The sequence below is a fragment of the Micromonospora sp. NPDC048930 genome, assembly GCF_043197935.1.
Lineage (GTDB): Bacteria > Actinomycetota > Actinomycetes > Mycobacteriales > Micromonosporaceae > Micromonospora.
On the sequence record NZ_JBICUB010000006.1, the window covers coordinates 406,188 to 420,559 of the forward strand.

Annotated in this window: 13 protein-coding genes; 11 read left to right on the forward strand and 2 right to left on the reverse strand. The window is 72.1% G+C overall.

The features are described 5' to 3' along the window. Positions 1–156 precede the first annotated feature (156 nt). Together ACGFI9_RS18800 and ACGFI9_RS18805 are read left to right on the forward strand one after the other, a co-directional pair. A complete protein-coding gene (locus ACGFI9_RS18800) occupies positions 157–1,464 on the forward strand; it encodes an aspartate aminotransferase family protein (protein ID WP_393179249.1) in 1,308 nt (435 codons plus the stop codon). Beyond that, positions 1,461–2,951, forward strand: a complete 1,491-nt coding sequence (locus ACGFI9_RS18805; protein ID WP_393179251.1) for a CoA-acylating methylmalonate-semialdehyde dehydrogenase — start codon at positions 1,461–1,463, stop codon at positions 2,949–2,951. Before ACGFI9_RS18800 ends, ACGFI9_RS18805 begins: the two co-directional genes overlap by 4 nt. On the opposite strand, the gene ACGFI9_RS18810 is transcribed toward ACGFI9_RS18805, so the two are convergent. Continuing rightward, on the reverse strand, positions 2,887–4,269 hold the full coding sequence (locus ACGFI9_RS18810) for an acyltransferase (protein ID WP_393179252.1): 1,383 nt from the start codon (positions 4,267–4,269) through the stop codon (positions 2,887–2,889). The genes ACGFI9_RS18805 and ACGFI9_RS18810 overlap by 65 nt on opposite strands. Before the next feature lie 207 nt (positions 4,270–4,476). Here ACGFI9_RS18810 and ngcE point away from each other — a divergent pair, with 207 nt between their 5' ends. The 7 genes from ngcE to ACGFI9_RS18845 all read left to right on the forward strand — a co-directional run bounded on the left by ngcE (position 4,477) and on the right by ACGFI9_RS18845 (position 10,468). Beyond that, positions 4,477–5,892, forward strand: coding sequence for an N-acetylglucosamine/diacetylchitobiose ABC transporter substrate-binding protein (ngcE, locus tag ACGFI9_RS18815; RefSeq protein WP_393179254.1), 1,416 nt, complete (start codon positions 4,477–4,479; stop codon positions 5,890–5,892). Between the two features lie 67 nt (positions 5,893–5,959). Next, a complete protein-coding gene (locus tag ACGFI9_RS18820) occupies positions 5,960–6,868 on the forward strand; it encodes a carbohydrate ABC transporter permease (RefSeq protein ID WP_393179255.1) in 909 nt (302 codons plus the stop codon). Positions 6,869–6,873: 5 nt separating this feature from the next. Beyond that, positions 6,874–7,773, forward strand: a complete 900-nt coding sequence (locus ACGFI9_RS18825; protein WP_393179389.1) for a carbohydrate ABC transporter permease — start codon at positions 6,874–6,876, stop codon at positions 7,771–7,773. 65 nt (positions 7,774–7,838) lie between these two features. Beyond that, positions 7,839–9,101, forward strand: coding sequence for an RNA-guided endonuclease InsQ/TnpB family protein (locus ACGFI9_RS18830; protein ID WP_393179257.1), 1,263 nt, complete (start codon positions 7,839–7,841; stop codon positions 9,099–9,101). Between the two features lie 252 nt (positions 9,102–9,353). Next, the gene (locus ACGFI9_RS18835; protein WP_393179259.1) at positions 9,354–9,728 is read left to right on the forward strand and encodes a VOC family protein; all 375 of its coding nucleotides are present in this window, start codon (positions 9,354–9,356) and stop codon (positions 9,726–9,728) included. A gap of 1 nt (position 9,729) precedes the next feature. Next, positions 9,730–10,044 carry a helix-turn-helix transcriptional regulator gene (locus ACGFI9_RS18840; RefSeq protein ID WP_123241652.1) on the forward strand — a complete coding sequence of 105 codons (315 nt, stop codon included), beginning with the start codon at positions 9,730–9,732 and terminating at the stop codon, positions 10,042–10,044. Beyond that, positions 10,037–10,468, forward strand: coding sequence for an SRPBCC domain-containing protein (locus ACGFI9_RS18845; RefSeq protein ID WP_393179261.1), 432 nt, complete (start codon positions 10,037–10,039; stop codon positions 10,466–10,468). Before ACGFI9_RS18840 ends, ACGFI9_RS18845 begins: the two co-directional genes overlap by 8 nt. A 1,007-nt stretch (positions 10,469–11,475) precedes the next feature. Here ACGFI9_RS18845 and ACGFI9_RS18850 read toward each other — a convergent pair. Next, positions 11,476–12,465 carry an N-acetylglucosamine kinase gene (locus ACGFI9_RS18850; RefSeq protein ID WP_393179263.1) on the reverse strand — a complete coding sequence of 330 codons (990 nt, stop codon included), beginning with the start codon at positions 12,463–12,465 and terminating at the stop codon, positions 11,476–11,478. A gap of 186 nt (positions 12,466–12,651) precedes the next feature. Between ACGFI9_RS18850 and ACGFI9_RS18855 the strand changes: the two genes are divergently transcribed. Both ACGFI9_RS18855 and ACGFI9_RS18860 read left to right on the forward strand, forming a co-directional pair. Next, a complete protein-coding gene (locus tag ACGFI9_RS18855) occupies positions 12,652–13,614 on the forward strand; it encodes a MurR/RpiR family transcriptional regulator (RefSeq protein ID WP_393179264.1) in 963 nt (320 codons plus the stop codon). Then, entirely contained in the window at positions 13,611–14,360 is a 750-nt protein-coding gene (locus ACGFI9_RS18860) for a sugar isomerase domain-containing protein (RefSeq protein ID WP_393179266.1), read from the forward strand. The genes ACGFI9_RS18855 and ACGFI9_RS18860 overlap by 4 nt, the downstream gene beginning before the upstream one ends. Positions 14,361–14,372: the final 12 nt, after the last annotated feature.

Sequence of the window (14,372 nt, forward strand, 5' to 3'; positions counted from 1 at the left end):
AAGGTGGGTGTGGAGCGTGTTCGGCTCCGGAAACCGCAACGGCGTGGTTGACGTGGTGTCAGGCGTGGACGGTGGCTGCGCTACAGGCTGACAGTTGTCCCGGCGGTCAGCCGGTGAGAGCGTGCGAGGACCAACCGCCGCTGAAGGGTGCGCCGAATGACCTCCGACGACCTGCTGGCCCGGCACCGGGCCGTGCTTCCGTCCTGGATGCCGCTCTACTACGCCGAACCGCTCGAGCTGGTCTCCGGCTCCGGCCGCCGGGTGACCGACGCGCAGGGCCGCAGCTACCTGGACTTCTTCGGCGGCGTACTGACCAACATGATCGGCTACGACATCCCGGAGATCCGCGAGGCGGTCGAGCGCCAGCTGCGTACCGGCATCGTGCACAGCTCCACCCTCTACCTGATCCGGCAGCAGGTGGAGCTGGCCGAGAAGGTCGCCCGGGTCTCCGGCATCCCGGACGCCCGGGTGTTCTTCACCAACTCCGGCACCGAGGCGAACGAGGCGGCGCTGCTGGTCGCCACCAACCACCGCCGCTCGCACCAGGTCCTCGCCGTGCGCAACAGCTACCACGGCCGGTCGTACGCGGCGATGGGCGTCACCGGCAACCGGAGCTGGACGGCCAGCGCGCTCAATCCGTTGCAGGTGGCCTGGCTGCACTCCGGCGAGCGGCTGCGGGGCCTGCTGGCCCGCCTCGACGAGGCCGACCGGATCGACGCGGCGGTGGAGGACCTGCGGGAGGTGCTCGCCACCCAGACCTCCGGCGACGTGGCCTGCCTGATCGCCGAGCCGATCCAGGGTGTCGGCGGCTTCGTGCACGGCCCGGACGGGCTCTTCGCGGCCTGGAAGAAGGTGCTCGACGAGCACGGCATCCTGCTGATCAGCGACGAGGTGCAGACCGGCTGGGGGCGTACCGGCGAGCACTTCTGGGGCTACCAGGCGCACGGCGTCACCCCGGACCTGATCACCTTCGCCAAGGGGATCGGCAACGGCTTCGCGCTGGCCGGCGTGGTCGGCCGGGCGGACGTGCTGGAGTCGGTGCCGGCGATCAGCTTCTCCACCTTCGGCGGCAACCCGGTCTCCACCGCCGCCGGCAACGCGGTCCTGGACTACCTGCTCGACCACGACCTCCAGGCCAACGCCGCGCGGGTCGGCGCGATCCTCGGCGACGGCCTGCGGGCGGCGACGGCCGACCTGGACGGCGTCGCCGAGGTACGCGGCAAGGGCCTGATGCTCGGCGTGGAGTTCGTCCGCCCGGGCACCGCCGAGCCGGACCCGGCGCTCACCACCCGGGTGTTCGAGGCGTGCCGGGCCGGCGGCCTGCTGGTCGGCAAGGGCGGCCTCTACGGCAACGTGGTGCGGATGGGCCCGCCGCTGACCCTGACCGAGGAGGAGGCCCGCGAGGGCCTGGCCATCCTGGTCGACGCGATCCGTTCGTCCGTCGCGGCCGAGGCGGCCGCATGAACCAGATCGGGCACTACGTCGACGGCAAGCGGGTCGGCGGTGACTCGGAGCGGCGGGGCGACGTGTTCGACCCGGCCACCGGTCGGCGTACCGGTCAGGTGGCGCTGGCCTCCGCGGCGGACGTGGCGGGCGCGGTGGAGGCCGCCGAGCGGGCCGCGCGGGCCTGGCGCGACACCTCGCTGTCGAAGCGGACGGCCGTGCTGTTCGCCTTCCGCGAGCTGGTCAACGCTCGACGGGGCCGGCTCGCCGAGGTGATCACCGCCGAGCACGGCAAGGTGCTCGCGGACGCCGCCGGCGAGGTGCAGCGCGGCCTGGAGGTGATCGAGTACGCCTGCGGCATCCCCTCCGCGCTGCGCGGCGGGTTCAGCGAGAACGTCTCCACCGAGGTCGACTCGTACAGCCTGCGGCAGCCGCTGGGCGTGGTGGCGGTGATCTCGCCGTTCAACTTCCCGGTGATGGTGCCGCTCTGGTTCATCCCGGTGGCGATCGCCTGCGGCAACGCGGTGGTGCTCAAGCCCAGCGAGAAGGACCCCGGCGCGGCGCTGCTGCTGGCCGAGTGGTTCACCGAGGCGGGCCTGCCCGACGGCGTGTTCAACGTGGTCAACGGCGACAAGGAGGCGGTCGACGCGCTGCTCGACCACCCCGGGGTGAAGGCGGTGTCCTTCGTCGGCTCCACCCCGGTCGCCCGGTACGTGCACCAGCGCGGCTCGCTGAACGGCAAGCGGGTGCAGGCGCTCGGCGGGGCGAAGAACCACATGGTGGTGCTCCCCGACGCCGACCTGGACCTGGCCGCCGACGCGGCGGTCAACGCCGGCTTCGGCTCGGCGGGGGAGCGCTGCATGGCGATCTCGGCGCTGGTCGCGGTGGAGCCGGTCGCCGACGCCCTGGTGGCGAAGATCGCCGAGCGGATGGCCGGGCTGCGCACCGGGGACGGCCGGCGCGGCTGCGACATGGGCCCGCTGGTCACCGCCGTGCACGCCGAGCGGGTCCGCTCGTACGTGGAGTCCGGGATCACGGCTGGCGCGGTGCCGGTGGTGGACGGCCGGGCGGTCGTCCCGGACGGGGACGCGGACGGGTTCTGGCTCGGCCCGACCCTCTTCGACCACGTCACCCCGGACATGTCGATCTACACCGACGAGATCTTCGGTCCGGTGCTCAGCGTGGTCCGGGTGGGCTCGTACGACGAGGCGGTCGACCTGGTCAACGCCAACCCGTACGGCAACGGCACGGCGATCTTCACCAACGACGGCGGGGCCGCCCGGCGGTACCAGCACGAGGTGGAGGTCGGCATGGTCGGGATCAACGTGCCCATCCCGGTGCCGATGGCGTACTACTCCTTCGGCGGCTGGAAGGCGTCGCTCTTCGGCGACCTGCACGCGCACGGCGCCGACGGGGTCGCCTTCTTCACCCGGGGCAAGGTGGTCACGAGCCGCTGGCTCGACCCGCGGCACGGTGGGGTGAACCTCGGCTTCCCCACCCAGACCTGAGCAGCCGCAGCACCCCCGCCCCGGCCAGGTACGCCACCAGCGCCGGGGCGGGCAGCCCCAGCGGCTCGGCCGCGGCCTTGCGGGTGAGGCTGTTCAGCAGCAGGCCGGCGACGATGCCGGCGTACCCGGCGACGGCCAGCGTGGTGCGCCACGGACGGGTCGGCGCGGCCCCGGTCGGGTGCCGTCGCGACCGGGCCTCGATCGGGCCGAAGACGGCGACCAGGGCGGCGAGCACCACGGCGAGGGCGAGCACCCAGGGGATCCGCCAGGCCCACCAGGCCGCCGAGCCGACCCGGGGGGTGGGCAGCGCGCCGAGCGCGTCCAGCAGGCCGACCAGCAGCACCGCGGCGGTCAGGTGCCAGAGGAAGACGGTGAGCACCACCGAGTTCACCGCGATCACCGCCTGCCAGGGGCCGCGCCGGCGCAGCCACCGCCCGGCCGGCCCGCGCAGCAGCAGGATCAGCCCGAGCTGCGCGGTGGCCGCCGCGAGCAGCGCCAGGCTCGGCGGGGCGGCGTTGTCCAGCCGGGTCCCCGGCACGTTGAGCATGACCACCGGGTACGGGCCGACGACCGTCAGCAGCACCAGCGCGACCAGCCCGACGACCAGCAGCACCGCCCCGGCGCGCCGGGACAGCGGCAGCCGGCGGCGGCGCGGCAGGTCCGGCGAGCGGGTGTCGTACCAGGCGAAACCGAGCTGGTGCACGGCCAGCCAGCCGAACAGGTAGTTGCCGGTGGCGAGTCCGGCCGGCCCGAGCAGCCGGCCCAGGTCGCCGAGGGCGACGAGCCCGACCAGCACCGCCGGCACGGCCAGCCCGAAGCGGCGGTGCAGCGCGTACATCGGCGGGGTCAGCGGCACCACGACCAGGTACGCCACCAGGAACCAGAGCGGGATGGTGGCGAACCAGACCACGGTGCGGACCTGCACCGGGTCGGCGTGCCGTCCGGTGGCCACCGCCGCGCCGACCGCGAGCACCACCAGCAGCGCGGTGGTGGGGCGGACCAGCCGGGCACTGCGGTCCACCAGCCAGCCGGTGGCGTCGCCGCCCCTGCTCTGGCGGGCGGTCAGCGAGGCGGCGTTGGCGTACCCGCCGACCAGGAAGAACACCGGCATCACCTGGGCCACCCAGGTGAGCGGCCAGACCCAGGGGAGGTCGCCGAGGGCGGAGTGCCCCGTGGGCCGGCCCGCCCGGTCGTACCCGATGACGGTGATCCCCCAGTGGCCGAGCACGACCATGGTGATCGCGAGCGCCCGGAGCAGGTCGACGTAGCGCTCCCGCCCGGCCGGCGTGTGCTCGGCGAGCTGCCGCAGGCGGCGCATGGACCCAGGCTATGCCAGCGGGGGCGGGCCGGTGGTGATAACGGTTCGGTCGTGAGGTCTTGTGGTCGGCGTCGCGCTGTCGTAGAAATTCTTCATCAACTTCCGCAGAAGTGAAGAAGAGCAACAGTGACACTACCGTGCCTCGACGCCGCGGCCGCCGTTCCCCCATCTTCGGCGGGCCGCCCGTACCCGAACCGAGGAGATGCGATGAACAGGCGTGAGATTCTCCGGCGCACCGCCACCGCCGGCCTGCTGGCCACCCCCGCCGCCGGCCTGCTCGCCGGCTGCGCCACGTCCGGCGGCGACGACAAGAGCGACTCCGGCACCTACAAGGGCACCAAGAGCGAGCAGAACCCGCTCGGCGTCAAGGAGGACGCCCCGCTCGAGGTGGTGATCTTCAACGGCGGCTTCGGCGAGGAGTACGCCAAGGCCCACGAGGCCATGTACAAGGAGAAGTACCCCAAGGCCGAGATCAAGCACTCCGCCACCCAGGAGATCAACAAGACCCTCCAGCCGCGCTTCGTCGACGGCACCCCGCCGGACGTGGTCAACAACTCCGGCGCCGGCCAGATCGACCCCAACGGCCTGATCTCGCAGGGCGCGCTGGCCGACCTGGGCGAGCTGCTCGACGCCCCGAGCCTCGACCAGCCCGGCAAGAAGGTGCGGGACACGCTGCTGCCCGGCGCCGTCGAGGTCGGCTCGTACGACGGGAAGTTCCTGGTCCTCAACTACACCTACACCGCGTACGGCATCTGGTACTCCACCAAGCTCTTCAATGACCGCGGCTGGCAGTACGGGAAGACCTGGGACGAGCACATCGCGCTCTGCAAGCAGATCAAGGCCGCGGGCATCGCCCCCTGGACGTACGCGGGTAAGCACCCCCGCTACATGAGCTGGCCGCTGATCGCCAGCGCGATCAAGCTCGGCGGGCCGTCGGTGGCGATGGCGATCGACAACCTCGAGCCGAACGCCTGGAAGTCCGACGCCATGAAGGCCGCGGCCGACGCCTGGTACCAGATCGTCAAGGACAAGTACATCCTGGACGGCTCGCCGGGCCTGGACCACATCCAGTCGCAGACGGCCTGGTGCCAGGGGAAGGCCGCCTTCATCTCCTGCGGTTCCTGGCTGGAGAGCGAGCAGGCGAAGGTCACCCCGGCCGGCTTCAACATGACCATCGCGCCGACGCCGAGCCTGACCAGCGGCGACAAGCTGCCGTTCGAGGCGATCCGGGGCACCGCCGGCGAGCCGTTCATCGTGCCGGCGAAGGCGAAGAACGTCGCCGGTGGCCTGGAGTACTTCCGGATGATGCTCTCCAAGAAGGGCGCGCAGGACTTCACCAAGAAGGTCTCCAGCCTGACCATCGTGGCCGGCACCACCGAGGGGGTCGAGCTGCCCTTCGGCCTGAGCAGCGTGGTGAAGGCCCTGGACGCGTCCGGCAGCAACGGCTTCAACTGGGTCTACAACAACTACTACCGCAAGCTGGAGCGCGAGCTCGTCGACGCCGCCTGCGGCGAGTTCTTCAGCGGCCGGAGCACCCCGGCCGAGTTCCTCGACGCGTGCCAGAAGGGCGCCGACTCGATCGCCCAGGACAGCTCGTTCAAGAAGTACAAGCGGGCCGCGTGACGTCCGGCCGGTGGGGGCGGGCGCGGTACCGTCCCCACCGGTCCACCGCTGGGGAGTAGGTCTTCTCGTGAGGCATGGCAAGTACCCGCTGATCATCACCTTCCTGGTGCCGCCGCTGGTGCTCTACGGCGTCTTCGTGCTGTCGCCGTACCTGCAGGCGTTCCAGATCTCCACCACCAACTGGCTCGGCTACTCCGCGCACGCGGACCCGGTGGGGATGGCCAACTTCCGGACGCTCTGGCACGACGGCCAGGTGTGGAACGCGATCAAGAACAACGCCGTCATGCTCGCGGTGGTCCCGGTGCTGACCATCGCGCTCGGCCTGTTCTTCGCCACCATGCTCAACACGGGCGGCCGCAAGGGGCGGGCCGGGGTCACCGGGGTACGCGGCACGGCGTTCTACCGGATGGTCTACTTCTTCCCCCAGGTGCTCTCGGTGGTGATCATCGCCCTGCTCTGGAGGGAGGTCTACCACCCCAACAACGGCCTGCTCAACGGCGCGCTGCGGGCGCTCGGCCTGCCCGCGCCCACCTGGCTCGGCGACCCGCGCACGGCGTTCTGGTGCGTGCTGGCCGTGATGGTCTGGAGCAACGTCGGGTTCTACGTGGTGCTCTTCGGCGCCGCCATGTCGGCGATCCCGCGCGACATCTACGAGGCGGTCATGCTCGACGGGGCGTCCCGGTGGACCACCCTGCGCCGGATCACCGTCCCGCTGCTCTGGGACACCGTGCAGGTCGCCTGGATCTACCTGGCCATCGCCGCGCTGGACGGGTTCATCCTGGTCCAGCAGATGACCAACGGCGGCCCCAACTTCTCCTCGGACGTCATCGGCCTCCGCATGTACGAGACCGCGTTCGGCAGCGAGAGCAAGTTCGGGTACGCCTCCGCGATCGGCTTGGTGATGCTGTTCCTGACCCTGTCGGTCGCGGTGCTGGCGCTGCGTACCGGCCGTCGTGATCGGATCGAGTACTCGTGACCACCATGGATCGCCCGGCGACGACCGCGGCGGAGACGTCCGAGCCCAGCCGAGGCGAGGACCGGCCGCCGCGCCGCGAACTGGGCGTGGCCAACGTCTTCTCGCACGGCTTCCTGCTGCTCTGGGCGGCGCTGACCGCGCTGCCGCTGCTGTGGATGTTCCTCAGCTCGTTCAAGAGCGACAGTGAGATCCTCTCCGACCCGTGGGGACTGCCCGGTGCGCTGCGCTTCGAGAACTGGTCCCGCGCCTGGACCGAGGCGCACATCGGCCGGTACTTCCTGAACAGCGGCGTGGTGGTGGCCGGCTCGCTCACCCTCACCATGCTCCTGGGCGCCGCCGCCGCGTACGTCTTCGCCCGGTACGAGTTCCGCGGCCGGCAGGTCGTCTACTACCTGTTCGTCGGCGGGATGATGTTCCCCGTCTTCCTCGCCCTGGTGCCGCTCTTCTTCGTGGTGCGCAACGCCGGCCTGTTCGGCACCTGGACCGGGCTGATGCTGGTCTACGCCGCCTACTCGCTACCGTTCACGGTCTTCTTCCTGACCGCGTTCTTCCGGACCCTGCCGACCTCGGTCGCGGAGGCGGCGCTCATCGACGGGTGCGGTCACTTCCGGCTCTTCTTCCGGGTGATGCTGCCGATGGCGCGACCGGGACTGATCAGTGTCGCGATCTTCAACTTCCTCAGCCACTGGAACCAGTTCATCCTGCCGCAGGTGCTCATGCAGGGCGACGACTCCAAGTGGGTGCTGGCGCAGGGGCTCACCGCGCTCGCGGTCAGCCAGGGCTACCAGGGCGACTTCTCCGGCCTCTTCGCGGGCCTGACCATCGCCACCCTGCCGGTGCTCGCGGTCTACGTGGCCTTCCAGCGGCAGATCCAGACCGGACTGACCGCCGGCCAGTTGAAGTGACGCCGCAGTTGCGGTAGGCGGTGAGGTTCTTAAGAACGTCATAGGGCATTGTTAGGTTTCCCGGTGTGCAGCTTCGGTACAACTACCGCGTCTATCCGGCGGCTCGCCAGCAGGCAGCGCTGGCCCGGGCGTTTGGGTGCGCGCGGGTGGTGTTCAACGACGGGCTGCGTGCAAGGCATGAGGCTCGCGAGGCCGGGTTGCCGTACGTGTCCGATGGTGAGTTGTCCAAGCGGGTGATCACCGAGGCGAAGAAGACGCCCGAGCGGGCGTGGCTGGGCGAGGTCTCGGCGGTGGTGCTCCAGCAGGCCCTCGCGGACCTGAATGCCGCCTACCGAAACTTCTTCAACTCGTTGACAGGTAGGCGCAAGGGACGCGAGGTCGCGCCGCCGCGGTTTCGCTCACGAAAGGACGGCCGGCAGGCGATCCGGTTCACCGCCAACGCCCGGTTCCGAGTGTTGGACAATGGCCGACTGCGGCTGCCGAAGATCGGCGATCTCATGGTGCGGTGGTCTCGGCAACTGCCGGCAGCCCCCACCTCGGTGACGATCATCAAGGACGCGGCCGGCCGGTACTTCGCATCCTTCGTGGTGACCACTAGTGACGAGCCGTTGCCGTCGGTGGACGTCGAGGTGGGTATTGATCTGGGGTTGACCCATTTCGCGGTGCTGTCGAACGGCACGAAGGTTGCGGCGCCGAAGTTCCTGCGCCGGGCGGCCCGTAAGCTGCGCCGGTTGCAGCAAAACCTGTCCCGCAAGCAGAAGGGCAGCAAGAACCGCGGGAAAGCGGTCCTCAAGGTCGCCAAGGCGCATGCCCGGGTGGCCGACAGCCGGAGGGACTGGCAGCACAAGCTGTCCACGACGATCATCCGCGACAGCCAAGCGGTGTACGTCGAGGACCTGTGTGTAACTGGTCTCGGCCGCACCCGGTTGGCTAAATCGGTGCACGACGCTGGGTGGGCATCCTTCGTCGGGATGCTGGAGTACAAGGCGGCTCGGTATGGCCGCACCTTCGCTCGGATCAACCGGTTCGCGCCGACCTCGCGGACGTGCTCGGTGTGTGGCCGGCTCGGCGGGCCCAAGCCGCTGGACGTCCGGTCGTGGACCTGCCCCTGTGGGGCGGTTCACGACCGGGACCTCAATGCGGCGATCAACATCCTCGCCCAGGGGCGCTGGGAGAGACTAAACGCCTGTGGAGCGCAGGTAAGACCGGCACCCGTGCCGGCACCGCGCCGAGAAGCAGGAATCCACCCGGGCGCTACGCGTTCCACGCGCAGCGCGGAGGGAATCACCGCCCTTGGAGGCGGAGAGAACGTCAAGGCTTCTATCTGATGTTTCCGCCTCGCTTCGAGGATGGACCGTACTGGATCGTCATCTAATAGCCGTTCCGCGACCCGCTGATCGTGCGGGCGTTCATGGCCGGCGGGAAGCCGCACGTGCAACAGCGGGCCCAAGCTCAGTATGTCAGCCGCAGGGGCGGCCCTACCCGGCGACTGAGTTCGTCCTGATGGCAGGGCCGGTCGACGGGTCGACCGGCCGCGCTCGGCTTGACCCGTAGGAAATCTCCTACCTATTGTGGTGGTCATGACCGTGACCCACGTGAAGCTCGTCTCCGTACCCGTCAGCGACCAGGACCGGGCCCGCGACTTCTACCTCGACGTGCTCGACTTCGACCTGATCTTCGACAACCCGATGGGGCCCGGCGGCCGCTGGATCCAGGTGGCCCCGAAGGGCACCGACACCGCACTGACCCTGGTCACCTGGTTCCCGACCATGCCGCCCGGCTCGCTCAAGGGCCTGGTGCTGGAGACCGACGACCTGGACGCAGACGTGGCCCGGCTCCGCGAGCGCGGGGTCGTCTTCGCCGACGGCGGCATCCAGACGGCGCCCTGGGGCCGGTACGCCACGTTCGACGACCCGGACGGCAACGGGATCGTGCTCCAGTCGACCCGGGTCTGACGTGGCGGACGTCTTCGCGGCGCTGGCGAACCCGACCCGGCGCGAGCTGCTCCGGCTGCTCCTGGAGCGCGGCGAGCAGCCGGTGCAGCAGCTCGCCGACCACTTCGACATGCGCCGACCCAGCCTGTCGGAGCACCTGCGGGTGCTCAAGGACGCCGGCCTGGTGACCGAACAGCCGATCGGCCGGCAGCGGTTCTACGCGCTGCGCCCGGAGCCGTTGCGCGAGGTGTCCGACTGGCTCGGCCCGTACGAGCGGTTCTGGCGGGCCCGCCTCGCCGACCTGCGCGAGGTGCTGGACGGGTTGCCCGATGAGTGAGCCGGGCACCATCGCGGTGGACCAGTTCCTGGCGCACCCGCCGACGAAGGTCTGGCAGGCGTTGACCGATTCTGATCTGCTGGCCCGCTGGCTCATGCCGAACGACTTCCGGCCGGTACCGGGCCACCGGTTCACCTTCCGCACCACGCCCCGACCGGATCAGGGCTTCGACGGCCTGGTCCACTGCGAACTGCTGGAGCTGGACGAGCCGCACCGGCTGCGCTGGTCCTGGCGGGGCGGCCGGCTGGACACCGTGGTCACCTGGACGCTGGTGCCGGAGGGGCGGGGCACCCGGCTCTTCCTGGAGCACGCCGGCTTCGACCCGGACGACCCGGTGCAGCGCCGGACGTTCACCCTGCTCGACGGCGGTTGGCGCAGCCACGTCTGGCCCCGCCTGGCCCAGACCCTCGGCGACCTCGCCTGAGGGAGCGGTTGGTCCGGCATCCGTGTGCGGCGCGGCCGCTGGGCCGGCGCCGGCGGCCCAGCGGCGGAGGGGCCCCAGCCGGCGGCGCCCAGGAAGTCGGTGCCGAGGCCGCCGCCGCTGGGCCGACGGCGGCCCCGCCGAGCCGGCCGCGGGCGTGCGGGTGGTCCGGGCCGCCCGTCGAGCTGAGTCGTCTGTGATGTCGGTGTCCCCAGGATGGCGTCCCGCCCGCTACAAACTTGATGTCGCAGATGGATCGGTCGCTGGCCGCCGCCGCGGGCACAAGCGTGAGTCGTTCGCGTCATCAAGTTCGTAGCCTCCGGCCGGCGGCCATCCGCCCCAGGGTCCGGATTCCCGGGCCTGGGGCAAGGGGCGGCCTGTGACGGCGGCAGGGCCGGCGCCGGCGGCCGCCTCGGCGAGCCGGCGATCTTCTTCGAGCGGCGGCTGTTCGGCCGGCGGCGACCGTGTCATGGCTGCCCGGGGCGACGATCACCTGGTCGGGGTCGGCGGTATCGGCGGGGACGGCGGCCATGCGGACCGCCCAGCCGACGGGCACGGCCGCAGCTCGCGGGCCCGCGAGCCGCGCGCACCTGGCCAGATGTTGCGGGACTGCGGCATGACCGAACACCGGGCGGCGGCGGGCCGCGGTGAGTCGTCTGCGACATCAGGTCGACAGCCTCGAGGCAGCGACGGCCCCAGGCGGAGAGCGGGCAACCCTCGGCCGAGCGGGCAACCGGGGGAGGACGGCACTCTCGCGAGAGCGAGCAACGTGGGGGGAGGGCGGCCTCTGAGGAGAGCCGTGCGTTGGGCAGAGCGGGCAGCCCGGTCGGGAGGGCGGCACCCTGGGGAGAGCGGGCAACCCGGGCGAGGGCGGCCTCGGGGGAGAGCGGGTAACCCCCGGCAGGCGCACCCTGGAGGAGCGGGCAGCCCGGGCGGGAGGGCGGAGCCCGGGGGGCGTGGGCGCGGGCCGGACTGAACGTGCCGAGGCCGGGGCGGAGCGCGGCTATCCGCTAGGCCGCGGCCGGCACCAGCAGCGCGTGCAGGGCGGCCGGGTCGGTGACCTCGGGCAGGTCGCGGGCGGCGAGCCAGGCCGCCGCGGCGGCGCCGTCCCCGGCGGTACGCAGCGGCGCGTCCGGCCACCGCCGGGCCAGTTCGGTGCGGACCGCGTCGGCGAGCGGGGTGTCCCCGGTGAGCAGCCCGCCGCCGAGCACCACCGGGTCGGTGGCCCGGGCCGGCCGGATCCGGCTGACGCTCTCCGCGAGCAGCGCCGCGGCCTCCGCGATGAGCGCCACCCCGGCCGGGTCGCCCTCCCGGGCCGCGGTCACCACGAGCGGCGCGAGCCGGGCCAGTTCCACCGGTGGCCGTCGGGTCACCGCCTGCACGACGGTCTCGGCGGTGGCCCGGGGCCGGGCCGCGACCTCGGCCGATCCGGTCAGTTCGGCGAGCACCCGTCCGGTCAGCCCGGCCGGGGCCGTCGCCCGGTCCAGGTCGGACAGGAGCCGGCGGACCGCCTCCCGGCCGAGCCAGAACCCCGAGCCGGCGTCGCCGAGCAGCCAGCCGTGCCCGTCCGCGACCCGGTCCAGGCGCAGGTCGCGTACCTGGGCGGCGATCGCGCCGGTGCCGGCGATGAGCACGGTGCCGTCCGGGGCCGCGGTGCCCGAGGCGTACGCGACCAGGGCGTCGCCGTGCACGGCGTACGGGCAGTGCAGCCCGGCGTCGGACCAGGCCCGGTCGAACGCGGCCCGGCCCTGCGGGTCGGCGAGGAGGCGGCCGGCGCCGGCGAGCCCGATGGTGCCGGCCCGGACCCGGGCCGGATCGACGTCGGTGAGCGCGGCCCGCAGCGCGGCCAGTAGTTCGGCGGCGGCCCGCTCGGCGCCGTGGCTGGTCGGGTTGCCGCCGCCGGCCCGGCCGGTGCCGAGCCGTACGCCGTCGAGGCTGACGGCGGCCGCGCGGGTGGACGTACCCCCGACGTCGAGGCCGACCACGACGGTGTCGGACATCCGGTGGGCCTCCCTGCGCTCGCGGCGTCGTGGCCCTTCATGCTGGTCGGCCCCGCTTCCGGAAGCAAGGTCCGCGCTGTGCGCCAGGTAACAGTTTGAAAACTTCGCCCACGGCCTTGACACGGAGGGGCCTTCAGTAAGAACTTTTACCACTAACAGTTAACACTCTTTTCCGAAAGGCGTCCCATGGTTGATCACGAGGTGGACACCCCCGCGGGGACCGCGGTGGTGGATGCCGACGCGGTCGACCGGCGGGGTGCGGTGGCGGTCTCCTCCGACGGGGTGCTGGCCCGGGTCCGGGCCGGGGCGGGGGAGCTGACCGGGGCACTGCGCCGCGTCGCTGAGCACGTGCTCAGCGACCCGGAGGCGGCGGCCCGGGCCACCATCGTGGAGCTGGCCGAGCGCAGCGGCACCTCACCGGCGACCATCACCCGGTTCTGCCGGGCCATGGGCTTCGAGGGCTACGCCGACCTGCGGCTCGGCATCGCCGCGGAGACCGGCCGGGCCCGCTCGGCCGGCTGGACCGTCGACATCGGCCGGGAGATCCAGCCCAGTGACCCGCTGTCCCGGGTGCTCGACCAGATCATGGCCGCCGACACCCGGGCCATGCACGACACCGCCGCGCTGCTCGACCTCGCCGAGGTGGAGAAGGCGGCCGTGGCGATCGCCGGGGCCAGCCGGGTGAACATCTTCGGCGCCAGCGGCAGCGCCCTGGTCGGCGAGGAGATGCAGTTCAGCCTGCACCGCATCGGGGTGGCCGCCTGGGCCTGGAGCGACGTGCACGAGGGGCTGGCGAGCGCGGCGCTGCTCGGCGCGGGCGACGTCGCCCTCGGCATCTCGCACACCGGCCAGACCCGGGAGACCATCGAGATGCTCGCCGAGGCGGGCAGCCGGGGAGCGACCACGGTCGCGCTGACCGGCTTCCCCCGCTCGCCGCTGGCCGAGCTGGCCGACATCGTGCTGGTCACCGCCAGCCAGGCCACCACCTTCCGGCCCGACGCGCTCTCCGCGCGGCACCCCCAGCTCGTCGTGCTCGACCTGCTCTACATCGCGGTGGCGCAGCGCACCCACGACCGCGCCCACGCGGCCTTCCGGCGTACCGCCCAGGCCGTGGACGGGCACAAGGCCGCGAAGGGGGCCACCTCATGATCAGTGCCCAGCGGTACGCCGACGCCGTCCGCCCGGTGCTCGACCGGCTGGTCGACACGCAGGCAGACGGGGTCGACCGGGCGGCCGACCTGATCGCCACCGGACTGCGCCGCGGCGGCGTGCTCCAGGCGTTCGGCGCCGGCCACTCCGAGGCGTTCGCCGCCGAACTGGTGGCCCGGGCCGGCGGCCTGGTCCCCACCAACCGACTCTCCCTGCACGACCTCGTGCTGCACGGCGACGCGCCCCGCGACGTGCTCGCCGACCCCAAGCTGGAACGCGACCCGACCGTCGCGCACCAGCTCTACGCCCTGGCGGCGCCGCAGCCGGAGGACGTGTTCGTGGTCGCCTCCCAGTCCGGCATCAACGGCTCGGTGGTCGAGCTGGCGACGCTGGTCCGGGCGCACGGCCATCCGTTGATCGCGGTCACCTCGGTCGAGCACACCGCCCGGGTCGCCCCTCGGCACCCGAGCGGGCACCGGCTCGCCGACCTCGCCGACGTCGTGCTGGACAACGGCGCGCCGTACGGCGACGCACTGCTGCCGCTCGAGGGCGGCGGCGCGGTCTGTGCGGTCTCGTCGGTCACCGCGGCGCTGCTGGCGCAGTTGCTGACCGCCGAGGTCGTACGACGGTTCCACCAGGCCGGGGAGGTACCCCCTATCTACCTCTCCGCCAACGTCCCCGGCGGGGACGAGCACAACCTCGCCCTCGAGTCGCGGTACGCCGGGCGCCTCCGGCGGACCGCCTGACCCGACACCACA